Origin of the sequence: Catellatospora vulcania (assembly GCF_009720385.1) — a bacterium.
In the GTDB taxonomy this organism is placed as follows: domain Bacteria; phylum Actinomycetota; class Actinomycetes; order Mycobacteriales; family Micromonosporaceae; genus Catellatospora; species Catellatospora vulcania.
The window spans coordinates 190650-213390 of sequence record NZ_ML769307.1 but is presented as its reverse complement, the minus strand read 5'-3'; the positions used below and the strand labels follow the sequence as shown (position 1 = coordinate 213390).

Here is a 22741-nt window from a genome sequence, read left to right as displayed (position 1 = left end):
GACCATGGCTGACTACGCTTGACGGTGCCTGTGGAGTGGGAGAGGCCGGGATGTCCGCACCGCTGGAGTTCGCGCTCGACACGTTCGGCGACGTCACCGTCGACGACACCGGCGGCACCGTGCCGTACGCGCAGGTCATCCGCAACGTGGTCGAGCAGGCCGTGCTGGCCGACAGCCTCGGCGTGGACGCGTTCGGCATCGGCGAGCACCACCGCGAGGACTTCGCCGTCACCGCGCCGGAGATCGTGCTGGCGGCGATCGCGTCGCGCACCGAGCGGATCCGGCTCGGCACCGCGGTGACCGTGCTCAGCTCCGACGACCCGGTGCGGGTGTTCGAGCGGTTCGCCACCCTCGACGCGGTCTCCCGCGGGCGGGCCGAGATCATTCTGGGGCGGGGCTCGTTCACCGAGTCGTTCCCGCTGTTCGGCTTCGACCTGGCGCAGTACAACGAGCTGTTCGAGGAGAAGCTGGACCTGCTGGCGCACCTGCTCGGCGAGGGGCCGGTGACCTGGCAGGGCAACCTGCGGGCCGGGCTGACCGACCAGCACGTGTATCCGAAGACCGAGTCGGGGCGCATCCGCACCTGGATCGGTGTCGGGGGCAGCCCGGAGTCGGTGGTGCGCGCCGCCGCGTACCAGATGCCGCTCATGCTCGCGATCATCGGCGGCCGGCCGGAGCGCTTCGCGCCCTATGTCGACCTGTACCACCGCGCGCTCGCGCAGATGGAGGTGGCGCGGCTGCCCGTCGGCGTGCACTCCCCCGGCCACCTGGCCGAGACCGACGCGGTCGCCCGCGAGCAGCTGTGGCCGCACTACCGCAAGATGATCGACCGGATCGGCCGCGAGCGCGGCTGGCCGCCCACCAATCGGGAGCGGTTCGAGGCCGAGGCCGACGAGGGCTCGCTCTACGTCGGCTCACCCGAGACCGTCGCGCAGAAGATCGCCGCCACGGTACGCACGCTGGGTGTGCACCGCTTCGAACTGAAGTACAGCGCCGGCACGCTGCCCCACGACCACCTGATGACCTCGATCGGCCTGTACGGCGGGCAGGTCGTCCCCCGCGTCCGCGAGCTGCTCGCTGCTTGACGGGCCGGACACACTCGGTGGGTGGATGTCGACGTGGGTGCGCTCGTGACGGTGCTGGGTGAGGTCCGGGAGCTGCTCGCGCGGCCCGACAGCGACTACTCCTGGTCGTCGTTCCTCGATGCCGACGCGGCGCTGGCCGAGATCGACGAGCTGACGGCGCGGGTGCGGGCCGAGGGCCGGGCGCCGTTCGCACTGGGGGTGCTGTTCGCCGCTACCGGCCCGATCCAGGAGGTCGCACTGTCCAGCGGCTGGGGTGAACAGTTCCTCGCGCTGGCCGACCGTTTCGACGCCGCCTGCGCCGGAGACAGCTGATCTGACACCGTCTGGCAGTCATCGCAGGAGTCGGGCAGGCCAGGCCGGCTCAACCTGTTCCGCTTCGACGGCCCGCTCCCTGGCCTCGTCGCGCAGTTCCTTCTTGCCGGTCACGTCGAACTCCACCGCGTCGTTCTCCGACGCCCCGGCGCCGACCAGGTCGATGAGCAGCGCCTGCACCGAGTCGAGGTTCGCCGATGTCACCGCATAGGTCGTCTTGCCTCATCCGCCTACCCGGTCAGCGCAGGGCGCCGGCCGCGGCCGTCCGCACCGCTTCGGTGAGCGCGGTCAGGGCCTGCGCCTCCAGCCGCCAGTGCTGCCAGTACAGCGGGACGCTCAGCCCGGTGCCCGGCGCGAGCTCCCGGTAGCGACCCGCGGCCAGGTCGGCGTCGGCGACCAGGTCAGGCACCATGCCCCAGCCGAGCCCGAGGCGGATGGCCTCGTCGAACGCGGTCACCGACGGCACGTAGTGCGTCGGCGGGTGCAGGTCCCGGCGGGTCAGGGTACGCAGGAAGCGGTGCTGCAGCCGGTCCTTACGGTTCAGGACCAGCATCGGCGTGTCCGCGAGCGCCTGCGGGGTGACGCCGCCGGCGAACCAGGTGTCGTACATGGCGGGTGCGGCGACGGCCCGGTAGCCCATCGCGCCCAGCCGCTGTACGCGGCAGCCCTGCACGGGCACGTTCTGTGCGGTGACCGCGGCCATCACGGTGCCGCTGCGCAGCAGTTCGGCGGTGTGGTCCTGGTCGTCGGTGTACACGTCGAACAGCAGCCGCAGCCGCGCCGGCACGGCGGCCAGCGCGGGCAGGAACCAGGTGGCCAGGGAGTCGGCGTTGACGACTACCGCGGCCCTGGTCCAGGTTCCGGCGCGGGAGCCGCGGGCGGCGTCGAGGGCTTCGCGTTCGAGCAGTGCGATCTGCGCGGCCAGGCGCAGCAGCGGTTCGCCCGCCTCGGTGGCCTGGCACGGTTTGGCCCGGCGGACCAGGACCTGCCCGGCGGCCTGTTCGAGGGCTTTGATGCGCTGGCTGACCGCGGACGGGGTCAGGTTGAGCACGCGAGCGGCGGCGTCGAAGCTGCCCTCGCGGACGACGGCGGCGAACGTCTCCAGCTGTGCCGAGTCCAGGCTCACGTAAGCGATGCTAATGGTCGGTAAGAAACATTAGCTGGAGTGGCGGCACCGCCGCCCGTAGCGTCGCAGACATGATCACTTCGGTTCTCGCCGGTTTCACCTCGTCGCTGGCCCTGATCGTCGCCATCGGCAGCCAGAACGCGTTCGTGCTGCGCCAGGGGCTGCGCCGCGAGCACGTGCTGCCGGTCGTGGTGACGTGCGCGACCGCAGATGCGCTGCTGATCGCGGCGGGGGTCGGCGGGCTCGGCTCGCTCGTGGCCGACCGGCCCGGCCTGCTGGCGGCGATCCGGTGGGGCGGGGCGGCGTTCCTGCTCGGATACGCCGTGCTGGCGGCGCGGCGCGCGCTGCGACCGGGTCGCCTCGACGCGCGTGACGGGGTGGCCACGCCGCTGCGGGCCACGCTGCTGACCTGCCTGGCGTTCACGTTCCTCAACCCGCACGTGTACCTCGACACGGTGCTGCTGCTCGGCGGGCTGGCGGTGCGCGACCCCAGCCGGTGGCTGTTCGCGGCGGGCGCGGCGCTGGCCAGCGTGGTCTGGTTCACCGCGCTCGGCGCGGGCGCGCGACGGCTGGCGCCGGTGCTGGCCCGCCCGGTGACCTGGCGGGTGCTCGACGGTGTGATCGCGGTGACGATGGCGCTGATCGCGGCCGGCCTGCTCATCGGGTGATCCGCCGCACCGGCCCGGCGATCTCCGTCGTGCGACTTCGGAGACGCATCATCTAGGGCAAAATGGGTAAACGAGGGTCGGGAAGATCCCCGGAGCAGCTGCGCGCCCAGGTGGTGACGCGAGCGTCCGCGAGGAAAGGAAAACTCTCGATGACTGCACAGGACCGCCGTCCCACGACGACGGATGCCGGTATCCCCGTTGCCAGCGACGAGCACTCGCTGACCGTCGGCCCGGACGGTCCCCTGCTCCTGCAGGACCACTACCTGCTGGAGCAGATGGCCAACTTCAACCGCGAGCGCATCCCGGAGCGCCAGCCGCACGCCAAGGGCGGCGGTGCGTTCGGCACGTTCGAGGTGACCGCGGACCACAGCGCCCATACCCGGGCGGCGGTGTTCCAGCCGGGCGCGAAGACCGATGTGCTGATCCGGTTCTCCACCGTGGCCGGTGAGCGCGGCAGCCCCGACACGTGGCGTGATCCGCGCGGGTTCGCGGTCAAGTTCTACACCGGTGAAGGCAACCTGGACATCGTCGGCAACAACACGCCCGTGTTCTTCATCCGGGACCCGCTCAAGTTCCAGCACTTCATCCGCTCGCAGAAGCGCCGGGCGGACAACAACCTGCGCGACCACGACATGCAGTGGGACTTCTGGACGCTGTCGCCGGAGTCGGCCCACCAGGTCACCTGGCTGATGGGCGACCGGGGCATCCCGCGCAGCTGGCGGCACATGAACGGGTACGGCAGCCACACCTACATGTGGATCAACGCGCAGGGTGAGCGGTGCTGGGTCAAGTACCACTTCAAGACCGACCAGGGCATCGAGTTCTTCACCCAGGACGAGGGCGACCAGATGGCGTCCGCGGACACCGACTACCACCAGCGCGACCTCTACGAGCACATCGCGGCCGGGCAGTTCCCGAGCTGGACCCTGCACGTGCAGATCATGCCGTTCGAGGACGCCAAGACCTACCGGTTCAACCCGTTCGACCTGACCAAGGTGTGGCCGCACGGCGACTACCCGCTGCACGAGGTGGGCCGGATGACCCTGAACCGCAACGTCACCGACTACCACACCGAGATCGAGCAGGCCGCGTTCGAGCCGAACAACCTGGTCGCCGGGACCGGGCTGTCGCCGGACAAGATGCTGCTGGCCCGCGGGTTCAGCTACTCCGACGCGCACCGGGCCAGGCTCGGGGTGAACTACAGGCAGATCCCGGTCAACGCGCCCAAGGCGCCGGTGCACAGCTACTCCAAGGACGGCGCGATGCGCGTCGTCAATGTCAGCGACCCGGTGTACGCGCCGAACTCCTACGGCGGCCCGCAGGCCCGTCCGGAGCTGACCGACGACGGCGGCCTGTGGTACTCCGACGGCGAGATGGTCCGCGCGGCGTACACGCTGCGTCCCGACGACGACGACTGGGGACAGGCCGGCACGATGGTCCGTGAGGTGCTGGACGACGACGCGCGGCAGCGCCTGGTCGACAACATCGTCGGCCACCTGCTCAACGGGGTGAGCGAGCCGGTGCTGGAGCGGGCGTTCCAGTACTGGCACAACGTCGACAAGTCACTGGGCGACCGGATCGAGGCCGGTGTGCGGGCCAAGCAGGGCGAGAAGGATCCCAAGGCCGCCCAGCAGGCCAATCCCGCCCGGACGAGCATGCAGCAGAAGGCGTGACTTCAACAGTCTGTTGACAAACAGTTTGTTGAAAAGCCATGCTCCCAGCATGACCGGATCGTCGGACGACCACGCGGCAGCCGAGGCCGAGAGCCGGGCACGTGCCCGGCTCACCGCACGCGGCGGTGAGCTGCCTCGGCTGCCGTGGCTGGCCGCCGGCCAGCCGCACGACGCGGTCACCCTGGTCCGGCAGGCCCTGTGGCGGGCCAACACCGAACGGCGCTCGCCGGAGCTGACCGACGATCTGCTCGCCACCGTCACGCTGCTGTCCGCGGCGCGCAGCGAGCTGGACCAGCTCGAAGCGGGCGTGCTGTTCGCCGCCCGCGCCGAGGGCCTGACCTGGGCGCAGATCGCCGACGCGCTGGGCCTGCGCAGCGCCCAGGCGGCACAGCAGCGCCACGACCGGGTGACGGCACGACTCGGCGAGGACGCATGACCGGGCCCACCGTCGTCACCGGGGTGCCGAGCAGCCCCGGCCGGGCATACGGCCCCGCGAGGGTGGTGCGCTCCGTCGACGACTTCGGCCGCATGCGGCCCGGCGACGTGCTCGTGTGCCGGACCACCGATCCTGCCTGGACACCCTTGTTCCGGCTCGCCGCCGCGGTGGTCACCGAGACCGGCGGGCTGCTCTGCCACGCGGCGATCGTCGCCCGGGAGTACCGGATCCCCGCCGTCGTCGGCGCGGCCGACGCGATGTCGCGGCTGGACGACGGGGCACCGGTCACCGTCGACGGCGCCCTCGGCACCGTCACCGCGGCGGCGGACGCGGGCCGCTGATGGCCCACCGGTCCCCCGCCGAGCTCCTGGTGCTACACGCCGTCCGGTTGACGGGATTCGCCGGGACCGGCGCCGTCGCCGCCCGCTTCGGCCTCGACCCCGAGCAGACCCACGAGGACCTGCTCGACGCCGAGGCGTACGGCCGGGTCACCCGGGTCGCCTTCGCCGGGCTGACCGGCTGGTCGCTGACCGAAGCCGGCCGCCGCCACAACGAATCCCAACTGCGCGACGAGCTCGACGGCGTCGCCGCCCGCGACGCCGTCACCGCCGTCCACGACGACTTCCTGCCGCTCAACGCCCAGGCGACCCAGTCGTTCACGTCCTGGCAGCTCCGGACGCTCGACTCCGGCGCCCCTGCGGCGACCGGAGACATCCTCAGGCAGCTCGCGCAACGACTACGCCCGCTCGAACACCGGCTGACCGCTCACCTGTCCCGGTTCGGCGGCTACCATCGGCGCTTCGCGGCGGCACTCGACCGCGCCGCCGACGATCCGGCGTGGATCACCGGCGTGGAGGTCGACTCCTGCCACCGCGTCTGGTTCGAGCTGCACGAGGACCTCGTCGCGTCGCTGGGCGTCGCCCGCTAGTGTTCCGGGCGTGGACTTCCTGGAGCTGCGCGCCGTCGTGCCCGGCCCGCGCGCCTACCACGCCGGTGTCGATCCGGCCACCGGCGAGCAGGTGCGCTCGACCGTCTACAGCGGATACCTCTGCCTGGCGCGCCGGGCGGGCTTCCGGGGCGCGGTGCGCCTGGACGACCTGCAGGAGATCACGGTCTTCCTGCCCGACAGCCTGCCGTACCCCCAGCCGCCGCTGGCGCTGTCGGTGGAGCTGAGCGTGCGGCGGTTCCGCAGCACCGGCAACCCCGGGGCGGTGCACATCGGCGCCTGCGACGAGCGTGTCGAGGTGGCCGACGACCCGCGCGGAGGCGAGCACCGCTGGCTGCGGCTCACCTTCCGGACGGCGGTCTACTCCCACGACCTGGTCGAGATCAACTATCGGGTGTCCGTTCAGTCGCGGTGACACCGCCGACGCCGAGCGCGGGTTCAACGCCACACCTTGATCAGCATTTCGGCGGGATCCACCAGCACGGTCCTGCCCCGCTCGGGGCCTTCCACCAGCTCGACGCACAGCAGTTCGTCGGCGTCGGCCGCGCCGACGATCCGGCCCACGGCGTCGCGGTTGCGGGCCAGCGCGACGTGGTCGCCGGCGAACACCTCCTCGCCACCGGCGGTGACCCAGCTGGTCGGCCTACTTTTCATCGCCGTCTCCGCGCAGCCGGTCGGCGATGACGCGCAGCACCTCGGGCGGGCATACCCACCGGTGCTTCCTGTTCAGTTCCCGGACCCGCCGCATCACGCGGGTCACCTCGTCGTGCGCCTCGGTCGCTCTCCGTTCCCCATGTCCGTGCACAGCGCCCTCCCCAGGCGGCCTGGCATGACGGGTTCGCCACCGCTGCGGCGCCGGGCTTCGCGGCACTTGCGGACTGTCGCCCGCGAGCCGGCTCGCATGGTCGGCGATCCCCTTCCCGTGTCGATCGACATTGACCGTCCAACCACGACTCCAAGTTAGGGCACCAACTTTCCGGGCGCAAGAACCTAGTGCCCTAACCTGATGAGTGATCTACTGGTAGCGCACTCATCGGAAGGACGGCACCCCCATGCCCGCCGAGCCCCCCGCCTACCTGCAGATCGCCGCGGACCTGCGTGGCCGCATCGTCTCCGGTGAACTCGCGCCCGGCGCGAAGCTGCCCAGCGAGAGCCGATTGATGGCACAGTTCGGTGTGTCCAATACGGTCACAAAGCGGGCCGTCGCGGTGCTCAAGGCCGAGGGACTCGTCGAGGGCCGCCACGGTTCCGGGGTGTACGTGCGGCAGGTGCGCCGGGTGGTGCGCGACTCCCAGGGCCGCGGGCAGCGGACCCAGCCCGGATCGACATCGCCGTTCGCCCGCGACGTCGCCTCCTCCGGGCAGCAGGCCTCCTGGGAGCACGACTCCGGCGAAATCGCATGCCCCGAGACGATCGCCGCACGGCTGGGCGTCGAGCCCGGCGCGGCCGTGATGCGCACCCGCTACCGCTACCTGGCCGACGGGGTGCCCGTTCAGCTCGCGACCAGCTACGAGCCACTGTCGGTCACCCGCGGCACGCCGGTGGAACTGCCCGAGGACGGCTCCGCGGTCGGGGTCGTGGCCCGCATGGACGCCATCGGCGTGCACATCGACGAGTGCGTCGAGGCGGTCATCGCCCGCGCCGCACACCCGGAGGAGATCGCACTGCTGCGCCTGCCCGCCGGCGGCGCGCTCATGATGGTCGTCGAGCGCACCTATCTGGCGGCCGGCACAGCCGTGGAGACGGCCGACATCGTGCTGGCCGCCGATCGCTACCAGCTCGTGTACCGCTGGCCGGTGGAGTAGCGCCGGGCGCGACAGGCCACTCGGCCCATTGCCAGTTAGGTATGTTTACTATTTAACTCAGGTCCATGCGTCGATTCCTTCGCGGCCTGGCCGCGCTATGCCTGCTGGGCTCCGTGCTCATGCTGCCCAGCCCGGCCCACGCGGCGACCGGCCAGTACACGTTCAACACCGGCTCCATGGCCGCGGGCAGCTCCCAGACCTGGGGCTGGAACAACGCCGGCACCGGCAACGCCTACGAGGTCGGCCTGTCGCCGCGGGGCGCGACCGCCGCCTCGACGTGCGAATTCGAGGTCGTCCGCGACTGGTACGCCCAGCGCCTCAACGGCTCGGCCAGCGAGATCGAGTTCTGGTTCACCGTCAAGAACGTCGGCGCGATCACCTGCACCGCCGACGTGACGCTGGCCTGGAACAGCACGAGCGGCGCCATGCCGGCCCTGTCCGCGGCACCCGGCAAAACCGCCGGCACCTGGTACTACTACGACCCGGCGCCGGCGAGCACCGCCATCACGGTCGCGCTCATCCCCAGCGGCGGCACGTCGGCCGACCCGTGCCAGTACGAGATAGAGCACATGCAGGTCGTCGTCTCCTCGGGCGAGCGCCGCCACGGGATCACCGTCACCAACGTCGGAGCCATCACCTGCTCGGTCACCGTGCGGGTCGCCCCGGTCGCGTCCAGCTCCTCCTGGTCCACCGGCACCATGACGCCGATGACCACCAAGACCTGGCGCTGGAACAACGCCAACCCGCTCACCGCCGTCCACACGGTCACGCTCAACCCGAACCAGGACGGCCGCTACTTCAGCATCGAGCGCAAGTGGTACCTCCAGCGCATCAACACCAACGGCAGCACCGAGCGCGAGTTCTGGCTGACCGTCAAGCACTACAACTCCCCCGCCGACTCCACCGCACAGGTGCTGCTGGCCCGCGCGGCCTGAGCCGATGCCGGAACGGTCCGGGTGTGTGCGACGGCCGCACCCGGACCGCCCGTGGCCCGGCTCAGAGTCCGGGCCGATCGACCGGCGGGGCCTGCACCTGGTCGCGCCCGGCGCGTTTGGCGGCGTAGAGGGCGTCGTCGGCGCGCTGCACCAGCGCCTCCGCGTCCTGGCCGTCGTCGGGGAAGCTGACGACACCGAAACTCGCCGTGAACGTGACCGTACGGTCCCGGTGCCTGACCGTCTCCTTGGCCAGCGCCGCCCGCAGCCGCTCGGCGATGGCCATCGCCGCGTCACGTCCCGTGTCGGGCAGCAGCACGGCGAACTCCTCACCGCCCGGCCGCCCGGCCACGTCCGACGATCTCAGCTCCCGTTTCAGCACCTCACCGACGCGGCGCAGCACGGCGTCGCCGGCGAGGTGGCCGTACTCGTCGTTGACGGCCTTGAAGTGGTCGAGATCCAGAATGACCAGGCCCAGCGGGCGGCCCTCACGGCGAGCGCGTTGCAGTTCGCGGGTCAGACTGGACCGCATGTGGCGCCGGTTCGGCAGCTCGGTCAGCGCATCCGTGACGGCCAGGTCCGTCAGCTCCGCCCTGCGCTCGGCGATGCGGTCAGCCATCTGGTTGAACGCCGTGGCCAGCTGCCGCAGTTCGCCGCGGGAGGTCACCGTGGCCCGAGCGGCGTAGTCGCCACCGGCAAGCTGTTCGGCGGTGAAGGTCAGGTGCCGGATGTCGCGGATGAGGCCGCGTGACAGCAGGTAGGCCAGGGCCAGTGACACCGCCATGCCGGCCATCGCGGCGCCCAGGGTGGATCGCCGGATGGGGGCGCTGGAGTTGAGCAGCTGCGCGTGCAGGTCGGTGTAATCCAGCAGGAGTGCCCCGACGATGCCCTCCGGGGTACGGATGGGCACCACGGCCAGTCTCATGGCTTCGCCCGCCGCGTCCGCGCTGACATTGACGGTGCGGATCTCTCCGTCGCGAAGCGTCGCCGCGATCCGGCCTTCCGGATCGGTCACGACCCGGCGCGCCAACGCGGCGGGCATGGTATTCGCCACGATGTCCCGGCGCAGGTCGAGGATCTCCACGTCCCCGCCGATGTGGCGGCGCAGCTCATCGAGTCGGCGCTGCAGCTGCTCGTGGTCCAGGGCGCGGCCTTGCTCGACCTCGGCGCCGACCTCGTGTGCGATCACCCCGGCCAGGCGTCGGGCCTGGATGTCGGCATCGCGGGCGACGGCCGTCCGCTGGTGCCGCTCCGCCAGCAGCCCGATCAGCGGCAGCAGTGCCGCGACCAGGATGAAGGCCACCGCGAGGCGGGTGCCGACCCGGGCAAGGCGGCCCCGATCGGCCTCCGGCTGCGGTTGCGGTGGCTGGACGTTGCTGGGACGGCGTCGGAAACCCATCATCGCCGGGCGTCGACGAGCGACCCGGCAGACCTTTCTCCCGGATACCGGCGCGGCGGGCGCCTGCGCCGGACGCGCGCCATGGGCGCACACCGCCAACTCTAACCGCAAGGGGAGGTCGGCTTGCCCCGCCGGCGGATGGCGGTGTTGCGCTCAGGCATCAGTGGTCACTCCAGCCCCGTTCTTGCCACTCTTTGTAGAAGGCCTGACTACTTGGAGTGAAAAAATCCTGGTCTAACCCTGGACGCCGCAGGTCAGGCGACGTAGCGTTTCGGCAAGTGGCGCGACGCTCGATGAAGGCCCCAGGGGTCACAGCGGGCCGGCCCGGCCGGAGAACTCGTTTTCCGGCTGACGGCGCCGAGCGAAGTGCACAGGGGGATGGGTGGACAGATGCCGTTGGGGGACGGCGTCCACCCGGACAGTGAAGGCCGGCGGTCGCTAACGGGGGTGAGCGACCGCCGGCCGCACTGTGAGCACCCACGGGCGGCGACATCCGGACCGGCCGCGACACGGGCCGGTCCGGACCTGTTCCGCCTGACGTGGGAGGGACCTGTCTCCAGGTCACTCGCCTTCGGGTCGCTCGTCGGCTGCTGCCGGCGAAGGTGAGGCCGCAGGCGGCGGGCTCGGCTCGCTGCTCGGACTGGTGTCCGGGCTGGGCGGGTCGGGATCGGGACCGGTCGGCGGGCTCTGCTGCGGCCCGGGGGTGAGGTCGCCCGGTCCTGTCGCGGCGACCGATGCCGTGGGCGTGCCCGGCGGCGGGGAGATGGTGGCTCCGGAGGGCCCGAGCAGGGTGGCCGCGCATGCCAGACCGTCGAGCCGGAAGGCGGTGGGCAGCGGATTGGTGTCCCGGTAGGTCCCCGCGACGGGCAGGCTCAGCCGGGCGCCGGGGTCCAGAGTCCGGGTGCCGGTGTCGGTCACCGTGCGCGCGGTCTGCCGCCAGTGCGCCCCGGTGACGATCCGCTGATCCCCGGGCAGGTCGAACGAGACCTGGGCCGGGCTGCGGGTGTCCGTGGTGGAGTTGGTGACGGTGATGGTGGCCGCGAAGCGGGCGCCGGTGTCGGACTGCAACTGGAACACCGCCGCGCACGCCGGCTGCATGCTGCCGGCCGGTCCGGCGGCAGCCGGTGGCGACTGCGGGTCGCCGCCGAAGGCCCACAACCCTGCGCTGACGGCGACGCCGCCGACGATCACCGCTGCCGCGATGACCGAAGGGGCAGGGCGGCGGGCGCGGGCCGGTGCGGGCGGTTGCCGCCAGGGCAGGATGTGGGTCACGGTGCCGGCGTCCGGGTACGGCAGGGCAGACAGTGCCGGGCTGTCGGCCCCCTCGGCTGCGGCGGCTGCGGCGGCCAGTACGTCGGCCAGTTGCGCGGCGGTCGGCCGCACGGCGGGATCCAGGTCCAGGCAGGCGATGACGATGTCGGCGACGGTCGCGGGCAGGCCGGCGATGTCGGGCAGCGGCTCAGGCGGGCGCAGGTGCGGCGCGGTGAGCAGGCCGACCGGGGTGTCGGCCTGCCAGGGCAGCCCGCCGCTGAGCATGCGGTACAGCAGCACGCCGACGGCGTACACGTCGGCAGGCGGCTGCACGGGCTGGTTGTCGACGCGCTCGGGGGCGAGGTAGGCCGGGGTGCCGATCAGGTTGCCGTCGGCGTCGAGCTCTTCGCTGCCGGCCGAGGCGCACAACCCGAAGTCGATGATCTTCACGCCGTCGGCGGTGAGCAGCACGTTGCCCGGTGCGATGTCGCGGTGGACGATGCCGCGCGCGTGCGCGGCAGCGAGCCCGTCGGCGGTCTGAGCGGCGATCCGGACGGCCTGCGGCCATGGGAGCCGACCACCCTCGGCCACGGCCTGACGCACCGCCGCTCCGTCGATCAGCTCCATGACCAGGTATGCCGCCACGGTCTGGCCGTCCTGGCGGTTCACGCCGTAGTCGTACACCTCGGCGATGTGGCGGTGCCGCAGCCGGGCCAGCGCCTGCGCCTCCACCCCCAGGCGCTGCACTGCCAGGTCGTCGGTGAGCATGGCGGGGCTGAGCAGCTTCACCGCGACCATCCGGCCGAGCCGTTCGTCGCGGGCGTGCCAGACCGTCGCCGTGCCGCCGCTGCCGACCGGCGTCGTCAGCAGGTAGCGGTCGTCGATCAGGGTGCCCGAACGCCAGGAACCTTCAGCGGGGGTGCGCATAATCGACGCCTACCCACCCGGGTGCGGTCACAACCCCGTACGTGCAGGTCGCGCGTGTGGCGCAACCGGCACGGGCAGGTCGGCGCTACGGCGAGCTGTGGCCGAAAGCGGCCGTGACCTGCGCTCAGGCGAGCTTCGGCACCCGGCCAATGCTGGGCCGTCGCCGTCGCCGTCGCCGTCGCCGTCGCCGTCGCCCTCGTCACCGTCGGGGCCTTCCTCTACTCCGCCACCACCAACTTCGCCACCCTCGCCCTGGCCCAGATCGTGCTCGCCGTCGGGTCCTCGTTCGGGTTCGTCGGCGCGGGCTACGTCGGCGGCAAATGGTTCGAGGCCGCCAAGTACGGGCTCATGTTCGGCCTGGTGCAGATGTTCGCCTCGCTGGGCTCCGCCGTCGGCCAGCCCGCCATCTCCGCCATGCTTTCGATCATGAGCTGGAAGCGGCTGCTGGCCGGCTTCGGGGCCTTCGGCGTACTGCTCACCGTCGCGTTCGCGTTCATCGTGCGCAACCCTGTCAGCACCCCGCAGGAGCAGGCCGAAGCCGCCGCCGCCCACCGAGGGAACGTCATCGGCGAGATCCTGTCCGACCTGGGCCGCTGCTTCCGCAACCGCCAGGTCGTCCTGGCCGCCCTGCTGGCCGGCGCGTCGTTCGGCACCATGCTCGCTGTCGGCGTGCTGTGGGGCCCGCGCGTGCAGGAGGCCCGCGGGGCCAGCGCCCGCTACGCTGCCGTCCTGTCCGCCATGGCCTGGCTCGGCCTAGCAGCGGGAGCAACGCTGGTCAACGTCGTGTCCAACCGCTGGCACAGCCGCAAATGGCCCGCCGTCTACGGCCTCGTCCTGCAGACGGTCGCCGTCGCCCTGTTCATCTACGGCCCCGCCAAGACCCCGGGCGTCAGCATCGTCGTCATGCTCGCCGTGGGCCTGTTCGCCGGCACCCACATGCTCGGCTTCACCATCGCCGGCAAGACCGTGCCCGCCGCCCTCATCGGCACCGCCTCCGCCGTCGTCAACGGGATCTGCTTCATCATCGGCGGCGTGCTGCAAGCCCTGCCCAGCCGCTGGCTGCCCGACCAGCCCACCCTCACCGACTACCGCCACGCGCTCTGGATCATGCCGGCCGTGCTCGCCGTCGGCGTGCTGTGCGCACTGGCGCTACGCGAACGGCCACGCGACCGCGGTTAGGCCATCCCGATGGAGCAGCCTGCCTGTGCCTGATCGGTGCTCACGGCCGGTTGCACAGGTCGCCGGGCCGCTGCTAGTTTCTGCCGCCGACGCGCCGAGCAGCAGAAACAAGGAGCACCATCGTGCCGACCGTCATCCCGTTCGCGAAGACCCGCTGGCTGAGTATCCTGCTGGGTTCGCTGGCGTTCGTCGCCGTCGGCGCGGTGATGGTCTACGAGCACGGCACGGTCGAGCAGGTCATCGGTGGTGCGCTGTCGGTGCTGTTCTTCGGCTTTTGCGCCGCGGTGACGGTACAGCGTCTGCTTCGGGGTGAGCCCGAGCTGATCATCAGCCATGACGGTCTGCAGGTGGCCGGCGCGCCGCCGGTCCGATGGGCGGACGTTCGCAGTGTCGGCATCCGCACCGTCGAAAGCCACGGGACGCGCAAGGAACTGATCGAGGTGGTGCTGCACGACCCGGACGACTATGTCGCCGGCACCAGCGGATCGGTCGCCGTCGCCACCCGCATGAACCGATCGACGGCCTTGGCCGCCCGCGCCAACATGGCCCTGGGGTTCAGCCCGCTCAACATCGCCCCGCTCGGCCGGAAGCATCCGCTCGCCGAGATCCTGACCGCGATGCGTGCCCACCACCCGGCGCTGGAGATCACGTCTTTGCCGGACGCCACGACGGGACCGAGCAGAGTGAAGCGTCTGCTCAAGCGGGTGGCCGTCTGGACCGGCGTCGTCGTCGTCCTTGTCGTGGGCATCCAGCTCTGGTTGCGCGCGACCGGTGATCTCAGCACCGCGGAGGTCGGCACGTGCGTGACCATGACCGGCGACGACGGCGACTCTGTCAAGGTCGTCGGCTGCGACGCGACGGACGCCAAATACCAGATCATCGCTCAGTTCACCCATCTGACCCAAGCTGGCGCCCAGGCCCAGGATCCCTGCACCGCCCACCCCACCACCGAGGTCCAGTTCTGGTACGGCAAGGCCGGCGACAAGGGAGTGGCCTGGTGTTTCGAGCCGATCCCCTAGCCGCCCGACCGTTGCGCGTCGGCGTCCACTGCGACAGGCGTGCCGGGCGGGCCGTCGCCCCCCGGCACGCGTCACCGCCGTGACACCTGGCTCTCGATCTGTTCCTGCTCGTGCAGCGGCCGCTGCTCGGCGGCGATGAGCTCGTCACGCGCGCCGCTGGTGGCCCGCACCAGCTCGTCGAGCTTGAGCAGGATCGCCCGCGACTCCCGACCCGTGGTGTGCTGCACGAAGAACACCATGATGAAGGTGAACACGCTGGTCACCGCGTGCAGCACGTAGATCCAGTGCTCGGTGAAGCCGCCGAACAGGCCGCCGGCCACCCACAGCAGCGCCAGCACGACCGCCGCCGCGGCCGCCCACGCCGAACCGGCCCAGTCCACGACCTGCCGCGCCGCATTCGAGATCGCGTTGCGGGTATGTCCAGTCCTCGGTTTCACTGACGCTCCTCCACCCGGGCCGGTGCCCGTATCTGCACGCCACTACCCCGCCAGGCCGCGCACGAACCCACGTCGGCGCCGCACGCTCCGGGCGGCGTGCAAGTGAACGTTCAGCCGAACGGGGTATACGGGCGCCATGACAACCACCGCCATACGCGGCACCGGGCCGGCCATCGCCTCACCGGGCATTCCCGAGGAATCCACGGGCGACCCCAGACAGCTCAAGATCGCGATGGTCGCGCCGCCATATTTCGACATTCCCCCGGCAGGCTACGGCGGCATCGAAGCCGTCCTGGCCGACCTCAGCAACGCCCTGGTCAGCGCCGGGCATCAGGTGACCCTCGTCGCGGCTGGACGCAACGGCACCCGAGCCGGCTTCCGCGCCGTGTGGGACAGGTCCGTCCCGGAGCGGCTGGGCGAACCGGGGCCCGAGATCATCTATGCCGTGCAGGCACGACGCGTGGTCGAGCAGCTCGCCGCCGAAGGCCAGGTCGACATCGTCCACGACCACACCTTCGCCGGCCCCCTCAACGCCCCTGCCTACGCGCGGCTGGACCTGCCCACCGTGGCCACGGTCCACGGGCCGGCAGACAGCGAGCTGCGGGAGTACTACCGCGCCATGGGCGCCGACCTGCCGCTCATCGCGATCAGCGGCAGGCAGCGCGCACTGGCTCCGGAACTGAACTGGATCGACACCGTGCACAACGGCCTGGACCCGGCCGACTGGCCCTTCCAGCCGACCAAGGGCGACTACGCGCTGTTCCTGGGCAGGTTCAGCCCGGACAAGGGAGCGCACACGGCGGTGCTCGCCGCACGCGAGGCCGGCCTGCCGCTGATCCTGGCCGGCAAGTGCAACGAGCCGCCGGAGCGGCGCTACTTCGCCGAACAGGTCGAGCCGCTGCTCGGACCGCACGACAAGATGATCGGGCCGGCCGACGCGACGCTGAAGCGCCGACTGTTCAGCAACGCGCGCTGCCTGCTGTTCCCGGTGCAGTGGGAGGAGCCGTTCGGGATGGTGATGATCGAGTCGATGGTCTGCGGCACCCCTGTCGTGGCGCTGCGCGCCGGGGCGGTGCCGGAGGTGCTGCGGCACGGCGTCACCGGGCTGATCTGCGACGATCCCGGCGAGCTGCCGCAGGCGCTGAAGGACGTGACCCAACTCGACCCGCGTGACTGTCGCTCCCACGTGGTGCGCAACTTCAGCGCCACGGCCATGGCTCTCGGTTACGCGCGTGCCTACCGCCGCGCGTTGGCATCGTTCAGTCTGCCGGCCTATCTCGCGCGGTAGACACGAAACCGGGGGCGGACGACACGTCCGCCCCCGGTTTCGCAGCTGTTCAGCGGTAGCGGTCCACGATGCTCTGGCAGGGCACGCAGTGCGTGGCCCACGGCATCACCTGCAGCCGGGTCACCGGGATCTGCGTACTGCAGCGCTGGCACACGCCGAGGGTGCCGTCGTCGAGCCGCTTCAGCGCGGCCTGCAGGCGGGTCATCTGCTCCTGCAGCGCCATGGTCACCATCGCCTGCTCGGCCGCTTCCAGCGCGAGCGTGCCGACGTCTGCGGCGTCACCCGCGCCGGCGTCGTGGGAACCACGCATCGATTCGGTCTGGTCCTGCAGGCGTCGCACCTGCTCGGCGGCCTCGTCGTGACGCTGCTGAAGCAGCCGGCCGATCGAAGCCGTGTCTACACTCTCCGCTACAGCGGTCATGGTGTTCCTCCTACGCAGTCACCGTCGCGCCCCTTCTTCCCGCAGCGCGGTCGTCTAAACCCGACGTCGTCCGGAAGCCGGCCCGTCAGGCTCACGGTTGGCGGACCAGGAAGGCTACCGCGCTCATGGTGAGTGCTCCTGCCATGATCCATGGCGCTGCACTGCTACGGGGATCTCGTACTGCCCGGAGCGTGTCGTGCGTGAAGTCCCGCAGTGGTGTCACGGTTGCAGCAGTACCTTGATGAAGCCGTCCTTCTTCTCCTGGAACTGCTGGTATGCCGCGGGCGCGTCGGCCAGTGGCAGCCGGTGGCTGGCGAAGCCGGCCACGCCGAGCGGGTCGGCGTCGGTGAGCAGGGGCAGGATGTCGTCGACCCAGCGGCGTACGTTGGCCTGACCCATCCGGATCTGGATCTGCTTGTCGAACAGGGTCATCATGGGCAGCGGGTCGGTCATGCCGCCGTACACGCCGATGATCGAGATGGTGCCGCCGCGGCGGACGGCCTCGATGGCGAGGTTCAGCGCGGCGAGGCGGTCGATGCCGGCGGTCTCCATGAGCTTGGCGGCCCAGGCGTCCGGCAGGACGCCGGTCATCTGCTGCATCGCCTTGGCGATCGGCGAGCCGTGCGCCTCCATGCCGACCGCGTCGATGACCGAGTCGGGTCCGCGGCCGCCGGTCATGTCCCGGATCCGGGCGACCAGTGCGTCCTGGTCATCCAGGTCGAGGACCTCCACACCGCGGGCCATGGCCCGGTCGCGCCGCTCGGCGACCGGGTCGACGCCGATAACCCTGCCTGCGCCGTGGTGCAGCGCGATCCGGCACGACATGTCGCCGATCGGGCCGAGGCCCAGTACCAGCAGCGTGCCGCCCGGTGGCACCGCCGCGTACTCGACGGCCTGCCACGAGGTGGGCAGCACGTCGGACAGGTACACGAACCGGTCGTCGGGCGGCCCGGCCGGCACAGTGATCGGGCCGTACTGGGCCTGCGGCACCCGCAGGTACTCTGCCTGCCCGCCGGGGACCTGCCCGTACAGGCGTGTGTAGCCGAACAGGGCAGCGCCCATCCCTTCGGAGCGCACCTGGGTCGTCTCGCACTGGGTCTGCAGGTTCTGGTCGCACATGAAGCAGGAGCCGCAGGCGATCTGGAACGGAACCACCACCCGGTCGCCGGGCTTGAGCCGGGTCACCGCGGAGCCGACTTCTTCCACGATGCCCATCGGCTCGTGACCGATGATGTCACCGGCGGTCATGAACGGCGCCAGGACCTCGTATAGATGCAGGTCGGAGCCGCAGATGCCGGTAGAGGTCACCTTGATGACCGCGTCGGTGGGTTCCTGGATCACGGGATCAGCGACCGTGTCCACGCGTACGTCGCGCTTGCCGTGCCACACCACTGCCTTCATGAGGGCGCCGCCCTTCTGCTCACCGGTCGAGCTGCCGCCACCCTGCGAGCAGCATTTTGTCATATTTGTCTGTTCCCTGTTCCTGCCTCGGCAAACGTGCAGACACGGCGGCCCAGGCAGGGCGTCGACATGTGCTGCGCGTCCACATCCGGCACGGGCAGCAGGCGTGCAGGTTTCACCGACCCCCACAGGGGTACGACTGACATCTACTGCCGACTCAGGCTCCCTCTGGGCGCGGGAGGGAGGCGGGCCGTGCGTCAGCTGACCGCACCCTTCGAACCGTGTCCTCGTGGCGTGCCGGTTCTGTCCTTCGACAGTCCGACCGACCTGGCGGCGGTGCGCGAGTTCGTGTGTGAGTGCGCGCGAGCCGTGGGCCTGCCCGCCGATCGTCTGGCAGGGCTGAGCGTGGCGATCAGCGAGGTCGCCACGAACACGTTGCGCCATACCTGTTCAGGCGGCACCGTGCGGGTGTGGGCGGACCTGGACACGGTGATCAGCGAGCTCACCGACAGCGGAACCTTCGACAGCAGCGACTGTCCGGCGGAACCGGGCTCGGCGGGCGGGTGGGGCCTGCGGATCGCGGACGAGGTCTGCGACCGGTTCGATCTCTACAGCTGTCCAGGCAGGACCGTGTGGCGGCTGGTGATCAGCTTGAACGTCGGTTGACCACCGACCTGGTTCTCAATAGATCAGCCGGTACGCGGCCGCGACTGCCGCCCGGTACATTGCGCCGGTGACGGCCCGGTCGCGATGCAGCGCGGCGCGAGCGGCGTTGGCGCCAGGTCCCCCGTGCACACCCGGGCCGGGGTGAGCTGAGGCGCTGGCCAGGAAGAGCCGGTCGATCACGGTGTCGGCGCGGCCGAGTCCCGGGGTCGGCCGCAGCACCAGTTGCTGGGTGATCGCCGCCGTGCCGCCGCCCAGCGCGCCGCCGCTCATGTTGGCGTTCTCGTTGACCAGGTCTTGCGGGCCTTGCACGCGGCGGCCGACCACCAGTTCCCCGAACCCGGGCGCCAATTTGTCGATCATCTCTTCGATGCGGTCCACGTACGCCCGGATTCCGGCGTCGTCGCTCCCGCGGCTGGCGTAGCGGTAGGGCAGGTGGGTGTATGCCCACGCGGTCTCCGTCCCGGCCGGTGATCTCGTGGGGTCGGCGCGGCTCATCTGCCCCATCAGCACGAAAGGCACGGGCGGGTCGTCGCCGCCCGCTACGGCCGCCGCGGTCCGCGACAGCTGGGCGGTGTCGCCGCCCAGGTGCACCGTTCCGGCGAGCCGTACGTCGGGGTTGGTCCAGGGCACCGGCTCGCGTAGCGCCCAGTCCACCTTCACGGTGGGCCGGTCGTAGCGGAAGCGGCGCAGGTCGGTCAGCAGCTGGCCGGGCAGGTGACCCGGGCCGACCAGGTGACGGTAGAGGTAGGGGGCGTCGACGTCGGCGAGCACGGCGCGTCGGGCGCGCCAGGCACGCCCGTCGGCGCAGACGACGCCGAGCGCGCGCCCTCCGCCGACGATGATCCGGTCGGCGTTGGCCTGGCAGCACAGCACTCCTCCGCGGGCGGTCAGCCGCCGCACCATGGCGTCGGTCAGCGACTGTGCTCCGCCTTCGGCGGCGGGGAAGCCGTGGTGCTGGCCGAGCATTGCCAGCAGCCAGCCGTACGCGCCGGAGCCCGCGCTTTCCGGGCCGACATCGGCGTGCAGGGCGCAGCCGTACAGCAGCAGCCGCGCGCCCTCGCCGGCGAAGGACTCCTCGGCCAGGTCCCGGATCGACAACCCGGCCTGTCTGGCGGCCCGCAGGCTGCCCCCGACACCGCTGCGGCCCAGCAGCCGGGTGGCGGCCCGCACCGGCGGGAACGGAGTGAACATGGCCGCTACGAGGTCCTTCTCGGCGGCAAGCCAGCTTCGGTATGCGGCCAGCCAACGTCTGCCGTCGCGGGAGTGGAACGAGGCGACCGACTCGGCGGTGCGCTCGGGGTCGCCCCACATTAGTGCGGCCCGTCCGTCGGGCAGCGCGTGCGCGAGCACCGCGTCGGCGCGCAGCCAGCGCAGGCCGTAGTCGGTCAGCTGCAGCCCGGAGATCACGGGTGAGGCGGCTGCGAACGGGTAGAACGCGCTGCACAGGTCGGCGCGAAAGCCCGGTGCGGCGATGTCGGCACTGCGTACCGCGCCGCCCGGCGTGGTCGCGGCCTCCAGGAGCACGACGTCCCAGCCCGCGTCGGCGAGCAGGTTGGCGGCGACCAGCCCGTTGGGCCCGGCGCCGATAACCACGGCGTCGGCGACCGGGGTGCTCACGGGCGGTGCTCGGCCAGGTCGGCCAGGCGCCGCAGCGCCTCGCGGTTGCGCGCGTGCATCAGCACGTCATTGATCTTGTTGCGGAGGGCGAGGGCGGGCCCGTCGCTGAACTCCTCGACCAGCACCACCCGGGTCGCCGACGACGACTGCTCGGCGAGGGTGAACACGGCCGTGAGCTCACCGAAGGGCCACAGCTTCGGTTTCATGGCCAGCCGCACCGGCGGTTGGCAGTCCAGGACCTCGGTTTCGTGGTCACGGGTCAGTGGCCAGATGCCGACCGTGTGGTGGAGCTTGCTGCCGGCCGCAGGCCACTCGCGATCGACGTCGCGGATGTGGGCGGTGCCCACGACCCAGTTGGCGTAGCTCCAGCCGTCGGAGAGCACGTCGAACACCTTTTCCAGCGGCGCGTTGACGGTGAGTTCGGTTCTTGACATGGTCAGCCTCATCTCGGGCGGGCCCGAATCGGCGCCGGGCAAGGATGAAAGAACTAGGACAGCACCACCTCCGGCATGGCGTTCACCTGGTCGAGGGCACCCGCTCGCCCACCGCACGGCTCGTGCTCCGGGGCGCCGTGCGGTCCGGACCGTGCCCGGTCGACGGCCACGCGCGGAGCAGGCGTCGGCCGACCTGTGCCAGCACCGCCACCGGAATACCCGCCAGCGCGACCACGGGCAGGCGCCGCCCGCCGTCGACCCGGCGGGGCTGCTCCACCGGCGTGAACAGATTGCCCTCCGACGACTGCACCACCCGGCCGAACTGGGCGGTCTGGCCATACCAGACCATCAGCCGCTCGGCCAGCGCGGGCGCCAGCCGCCACGACCACACCACACTCGCCCCGGCGGTTCCGACCAGGCTCTGCCGCCGCGGATGCTCCAGCAGCCGCACGATCCGGTCGGCCACCCGCTGCGGCGAGCTCATGGGCCGCGGCGGGATCACCTCACGCCCCATGTAGTTTGCCGCCCAGGCGAACAGCGGCGTGTCCACCGACGCCGGCAGAACGGTGCAGACCGACACCTCGTCCACCCCGTCGGCTTGAAGTTCCTGGCGCAGCGCATCGGCCATGCCCTGCACCGCGTGCTTGGCCATGCTGTACGCGCCCAGGTACGGAATCGACGTCTCCGACAGCACCGACCCGACCATGATCAGCACCCCTCCCCCGGCAGCACGCAGGCGCGGCACCGCCGCCCGCACGCCGTACAGGTAGCCGAATACGTCCACCTCGACGGTGCGGCGCACCTGCTCCATCGGCAGGTCGAGCAACCTGCCGTAGACGGCGACGCCGGCATTGTTCACCCACGCGTCGATGCGGCCGAACTTCTCCTCGGCGGCGGCAGCCAGCCGCTCGACGGCCTCCTGATCGGCGGTGTCGGTCGGCGCCTCCAGCACCGTCGCGCCCAGCCGACGGCACTGCTCGGCTATCTCGGCCAGCCCGCGCTCGCTTCGCGCGGCCAGCACGAGCCGGGTTCCCCGGCCTGCCAGGGTCAGTGCGGTCGCGGCTCCGATCCCGCTGGACGCACCGGTGATCACGACAGTGGACTCGTTCAGCGATCTCGTCAATGCCATCCGAGGTCAGTACCCGCGCTGAGCAGCGTCTACGCCGGAACTGGGCGTTATTGACCAGTAGTAGAGCCAAGCAGGAGAATGAACCACCCCTTCAGCATCTAAAACACCACAAATGCGTTGTTATCCTCATGCAGACGAAGTGGGAGACCCAGCACCGCAAGGTACTGGTGCACCTGGTCGCAGACGCGCAATGCGAGGTCGGCCAGGTCGACGTGGCTGCCTATGCCGCCGCGCTCGGAATGAGCCGCGAACAGATCCACGACTCACTGGTGGCGCTGGCCGACGGACGGCTCGTCCACCTGGGCTGCGGCTTGGACGGCGACGGGCACGCCGTCGTCCGGGTCCTGTCGGTGTCGGCCATGGCACGCCAGATCTGCGACGCCGCACCGAACAACGACTCTTCGCGTGCGCGCCCGCCGGTGTCGACGATCGACGAGGTCGTGCTGCGGGCGACCACCGGCCCCTAGCCCGGCCGCGGTCTTACGGCGCGGCGCTCTTGCCGGCGAGACGATGGCACAAGTGTGCGTGGCCGGGCCACATGGAGTGGCGTCCCTTGCCGACTGCCGCCGTGTAGATGGTCGCCGGAACTC

At 71.1% G+C, this 22741-nt stretch carries 25 protein-coding genes and 1 pseudogene; 15 read left to right on the top strand and 11 right to left on the bottom strand.

Features of this window, described 5'->3' with window-relative positions; translation table 11 throughout:
• The first annotated feature begins 50 nt into the window (after positions 1-50).
• Positions 51-1085 (top strand): LLM class flavin-dependent oxidoreductase, encoded by a 1035-nt coding sequence (locus tag F6W97_RS15660; protein WP_155371060.1) that lies wholly within the window; start codon positions 51-53, stop codon positions 1083-1085.
• Between the two features lie 21 nt (positions 1086-1106).
• The gene (locus F6W97_RS15655) at positions 1107-1397 is read left to right on the top strand and encodes a hypothetical protein (protein WP_155371059.1); all 291 of its coding nucleotides are present in this window, start codon (positions 1107-1109) and stop codon (positions 1395-1397) included.
• A gap of 18 nt (positions 1398-1415) precedes the next feature.
• On the opposite strand, the gene F6W97_RS15650 is transcribed toward F6W97_RS15655, so the two are convergent.
• Both F6W97_RS15650 and F6W97_RS15645 read right to left on the bottom strand, forming a co-directional pair.
• Positions 1416-1601, bottom strand: a complete 186-nt coding sequence (locus F6W97_RS15650) for an SIMPL domain-containing protein (RefSeq protein ID WP_155371058.1) — start codon at positions 1599-1601, stop codon at positions 1416-1418.
• A 34-nt stretch (positions 1602-1635) separates the two neighbouring features.
• Positions 1636-2517 carry a LysR family transcriptional regulator ArgP gene (locus F6W97_RS15645; protein ID WP_155371115.1) on the bottom strand — a complete coding sequence of 294 codons (882 nt, stop codon included), beginning with the start codon at positions 2515-2517 and terminating at the stop codon, positions 1636-1638.
• 77 nt (positions 2518-2594) lie between these two features.
• Here F6W97_RS15645 and F6W97_RS15640 point away from each other — a divergent pair, with 77 nt between their 5' ends.
• The 6 genes from F6W97_RS15640 to F6W97_RS15615 all read left to right on the top strand — a co-directional run bounded on the left by F6W97_RS15640 (position 2595) and on the right by F6W97_RS15615 (position 6661).
• Positions 2595-3191 (top strand): LysE/ArgO family amino acid transporter, encoded by a 597-nt coding sequence (locus F6W97_RS15640; RefSeq protein WP_155371057.1) that lies wholly within the window; start codon positions 2595-2597, stop codon positions 3189-3191.
• A gap of 149 nt (positions 3192-3340) precedes the next feature.
• Entirely contained in the window at positions 3341-4864 is a 1524-nt protein-coding gene (locus tag F6W97_RS15635; RefSeq protein ID WP_155371056.1) for a catalase, read from the top strand.
• Between the two features lie 49 nt (positions 4865-4913).
• Positions 4914-5300, top strand: a complete 387-nt coding sequence (locus F6W97_RS15630; RefSeq protein WP_155371055.1) for a hypothetical protein — start codon at positions 4914-4916, stop codon at positions 5298-5300.
• Positions 5297-5641 (top strand): PEP-utilizing enzyme, encoded by a 345-nt coding sequence (locus F6W97_RS15625; RefSeq protein WP_155371054.1) that lies wholly within the window; start codon positions 5297-5299, stop codon positions 5639-5641. Before F6W97_RS15630 ends, F6W97_RS15625 begins: the two co-directional genes overlap by 4 nt.
• Positions 5641-6228: a hypothetical protein gene (locus F6W97_RS15620; protein WP_155371053.1), complete on the top strand. Its 588-nt coding sequence runs from the start codon at positions 5641-5643 to the stop codon at positions 6226-6228. The genes F6W97_RS15625 and F6W97_RS15620 overlap by 1 nt, the downstream gene beginning before the upstream one ends.
• A 10-nt stretch (positions 6229-6238) precedes the next feature.
• On the top strand, positions 6239-6661 hold the full coding sequence (locus F6W97_RS15615; RefSeq protein ID WP_155371052.1) for a hypothetical protein: 423 nt from the start codon (positions 6239-6241) through the stop codon (positions 6659-6661).
• A 23-nt stretch (positions 6662-6684) separates the two neighbouring features.
• Here F6W97_RS15615 and F6W97_RS15610 read toward each other — a convergent pair whose 3' ends face one another.
• Positions 6685-6900 carry a hypothetical protein gene (locus F6W97_RS15610; protein WP_155371051.1) on the bottom strand — a complete coding sequence of 72 codons (216 nt, stop codon included), beginning with the start codon at positions 6898-6900 and terminating at the stop codon, positions 6685-6687.
• Positions 6901-7298: 398 nt separating this feature from the next.
• Between F6W97_RS15610 and F6W97_RS15605 the strand changes: the two genes are divergently transcribed.
• Together F6W97_RS15605 and F6W97_RS15600 are read left to right on the top strand one after the other, a co-directional pair.
• A complete protein-coding gene (locus F6W97_RS15605; protein ID WP_155371050.1) occupies positions 7299-8051 on the top strand; it encodes a GntR family transcriptional regulator in 753 nt (250 codons plus the stop codon).
• 65 nt (positions 8052-8116) lie between these two features.
• On the top strand, positions 8117-8986 hold the full coding sequence (locus tag F6W97_RS15600; protein ID WP_155371049.1) for a hypothetical protein: 870 nt from the start codon (positions 8117-8119) through the stop codon (positions 8984-8986).
• 61 nt (positions 8987-9047) lie between these two features.
• On the opposite strand, the gene F6W97_RS15595 is transcribed toward F6W97_RS15600, so the two are convergent.
• Both F6W97_RS15595 and F6W97_RS15590 read right to left on the bottom strand, forming a co-directional pair.
• Positions 9048-10286 carry a GGDEF domain-containing protein gene (locus F6W97_RS15595; RefSeq protein WP_196279166.1) on the bottom strand — a complete coding sequence of 413 codons (1239 nt, stop codon included), beginning with the start codon at positions 10284-10286 and terminating at the stop codon, positions 9048-9050.
• Between the two features lie 657 nt (positions 10287-10943).
• Positions 10944-12560 carry a serine/threonine-protein kinase gene (locus F6W97_RS15590; RefSeq protein WP_155371047.1) on the bottom strand — a complete coding sequence of 539 codons (1617 nt, stop codon included), beginning with the start codon at positions 12558-12560 and terminating at the stop codon, positions 10944-10946.
• A gap of 183 nt (positions 12561-12743) precedes the next feature.
• On the opposite strand from F6W97_RS15590, the pseudogene F6W97_RS15585 reads away from it, so the two are divergent.
• Positions 12744-13739, top strand: a pseudogene (locus tag F6W97_RS15585) (MFS transporter); the annotation flags it as partial.
• 122 nt (positions 13740-13861) lie between these two features.
• Positions 13862-14758, top strand: coding sequence for an STM3941 family protein (locus F6W97_RS15580; RefSeq protein WP_155371046.1), 897 nt, complete (start codon positions 13862-13864; stop codon positions 14756-14758).
• 71 nt (positions 14759-14829) lie between these two features.
• Here F6W97_RS15580 and F6W97_RS15575 read toward each other — a convergent pair whose 3' ends face one another.
• Positions 14830-15195: a low affinity iron permease family protein gene (locus F6W97_RS15575; protein ID WP_155371045.1), complete on the bottom strand. Its 366-nt coding sequence runs from the start codon at positions 15193-15195 to the stop codon at positions 14830-14832.
• Positions 15196-15331: 136 nt separating this feature from the next.
• On the opposite strand from F6W97_RS15575, the gene F6W97_RS15570 reads away from it, so the two are divergent.
• A complete protein-coding gene (locus F6W97_RS15570) occupies positions 15332-16483 on the top strand; it encodes a glycosyltransferase family 4 protein (RefSeq protein ID WP_230686703.1) in 1152 nt (383 codons plus the stop codon).
• Between the two features lie 49 nt (positions 16484-16532).
• Here the strand turns inward: F6W97_RS15570 and F6W97_RS15565 are convergent, their stop codons facing one another.
• Positions 16533-16904 carry a TraR/DksA family transcriptional regulator gene (locus F6W97_RS15565; RefSeq protein ID WP_155371044.1) on the bottom strand — a complete coding sequence of 124 codons (372 nt, stop codon included), beginning with the start codon at positions 16902-16904 and terminating at the stop codon, positions 16533-16535.
• Between the two features lie 219 nt (positions 16905-17123).
• Positions 17124-18305 carry a zinc-dependent alcohol dehydrogenase gene (locus F6W97_RS15560; protein WP_155371043.1) on the bottom strand — a complete coding sequence of 394 codons (1182 nt, stop codon included), beginning with the start codon at positions 18303-18305 and terminating at the stop codon, positions 17124-17126.
• A 252-nt stretch (positions 18306-18557) separates the two neighbouring features.
• Here F6W97_RS15560 and F6W97_RS15555 point away from each other — a divergent pair, with 252 nt between their 5' ends.
• A complete protein-coding gene (locus F6W97_RS15555) occupies positions 18558-18971 on the top strand; it encodes an ATP-binding protein (protein ID WP_196279165.1) in 414 nt (137 codons plus the stop codon).
• A gap of 15 nt (positions 18972-18986) precedes the next feature.
• On the opposite strand, the gene F6W97_RS15550 is transcribed toward F6W97_RS15555, so the two are convergent.
• The 3 genes from F6W97_RS15550 to F6W97_RS15540 form a co-directional block, all read right to left on the bottom strand.
• Entirely contained in the window at positions 18987-20588 is a 1602-nt protein-coding gene (locus F6W97_RS15550; RefSeq protein WP_155371041.1) for a phytoene desaturase family protein, read from the bottom strand.
• Positions 20585-21022 carry an SRPBCC family protein gene (locus F6W97_RS15545; protein WP_155371040.1) on the bottom strand — a complete coding sequence of 146 codons (438 nt, stop codon included), beginning with the start codon at positions 21020-21022 and terminating at the stop codon, positions 20585-20587. Before F6W97_RS15545 ends, F6W97_RS15550 begins: the two co-directional genes overlap by 4 nt.
• 82 nt (positions 21023-21104) lie before the next feature.
• Positions 21105-22151: an SDR family oxidoreductase gene (locus F6W97_RS15540; protein ID WP_155371039.1), complete on the bottom strand. Its 1047-nt coding sequence runs from the start codon at positions 22149-22151 to the stop codon at positions 21105-21107.
• A 128-nt stretch (positions 22152-22279) separates the two neighbouring features.
• On the opposite strand from F6W97_RS15540, the gene F6W97_RS15535 reads away from it, so the two are divergent.
• Complete coding sequence (locus F6W97_RS15535) at positions 22280-22618, top strand: hypothetical protein (protein WP_155371038.1); 339 nt, start codon at positions 22280-22282, stop codon at positions 22616-22618.
• Positions 22619-22741 lie beyond the last annotated feature (123 nt).

Bases quoted from the DNA above. Each gene is read 5' to 3' on its own strand.
- F6W97_RS15660 (WP_155371060.1), top strand. From the start codon at position 51: ATGTCCGCACCGCTGGAGTTCGCGCTCGACACGTTCGGCGACGTCACC.
- F6W97_RS15640 (WP_155371057.1), top strand. From the start codon at position 2,595: ATGATCACTTCGGTTCTCGCCGGTTTCACCTCGTCGCTGGCCCTGATC.
- F6W97_RS15635 (WP_155371056.1), top strand. From the start codon at position 3,341: ATGACTGCACAGGACCGCCGTCCCACGACGACGGATGCCGGTATCCCC.
- F6W97_RS15630 (WP_155371055.1), top strand. From the start codon at position 4,914: ATGACCGGATCGTCGGACGACCACGCGGCAGCCGAGGCCGAGAGCCGG.
- F6W97_RS15625 (WP_155371054.1), top strand. From the start codon at position 5,297: ATGACCGGGCCCACCGTCGTCACCGGGGTGCCGAGCAGCCCCGGCCGG.
- F6W97_RS15620 (WP_155371053.1), top strand. From the start codon at position 5,641: ATGGCCCACCGGTCCCCCGCCGAGCTCCTGGTGCTACACGCCGTCCGG.
- F6W97_RS15610 (WP_155371051.1), bottom strand. From the start codon at position 6,900: ATGAAAAGTAGGCCGACCAGCTGGGTCACCGCCGGTGGCGAGGAGGTG.
- F6W97_RS15605 (WP_155371050.1), top strand. From the start codon at position 7,299: ATGCCCGCCGAGCCCCCCGCCTACCTGCAGATCGCCGCGGACCTGCGT.
- F6W97_RS15600 (WP_155371049.1), top strand. From the start codon at position 8,117: ATGCGTCGATTCCTTCGCGGCCTGGCCGCGCTATGCCTGCTGGGCTCC.
- F6W97_RS15590 (WP_155371047.1), bottom strand. From the start codon at position 12,560: ATGCGCACCCCCGCTGAAGGTTCCTGGCGTTCGGGCACCCTGATCGAC.
- F6W97_RS15570 (WP_230686703.1), top strand. From the start codon at position 15,332: ATGACAACCACCGCCATACGCGGCACCGGGCCGGCCATCGCCTCACCG.
- F6W97_RS15565 (WP_155371044.1), bottom strand. From the start codon at position 16,904: ATGACCGCTGTAGCGGAGAGTGTAGACACGGCTTCGATCGGCCGGCTG.
- F6W97_RS15560 (WP_155371043.1), bottom strand. From the start codon at position 18,305: ATGAAGGCAGTGGTGTGGCACGGCAAGCGCGACGTACGCGTGGACACG.
- F6W97_RS15545 (WP_155371040.1), bottom strand. From the start codon at position 21,022: ATGTCAAGAACCGAACTCACCGTCAACGCGCCGCTGGAAAAGGTGTTC.
- F6W97_RS15540 (WP_155371039.1), bottom strand. From the start codon at position 22,151: ATGGCATTGACGAGATCGCTGAACGAGTCCACTGTCGTGATCACCGGT.
- F6W97_RS15535 (WP_155371038.1), top strand. From the start codon at position 22,280: ATGCAGACGAAGTGGGAGACCCAGCACCGCAAGGTACTGGTGCACCTG.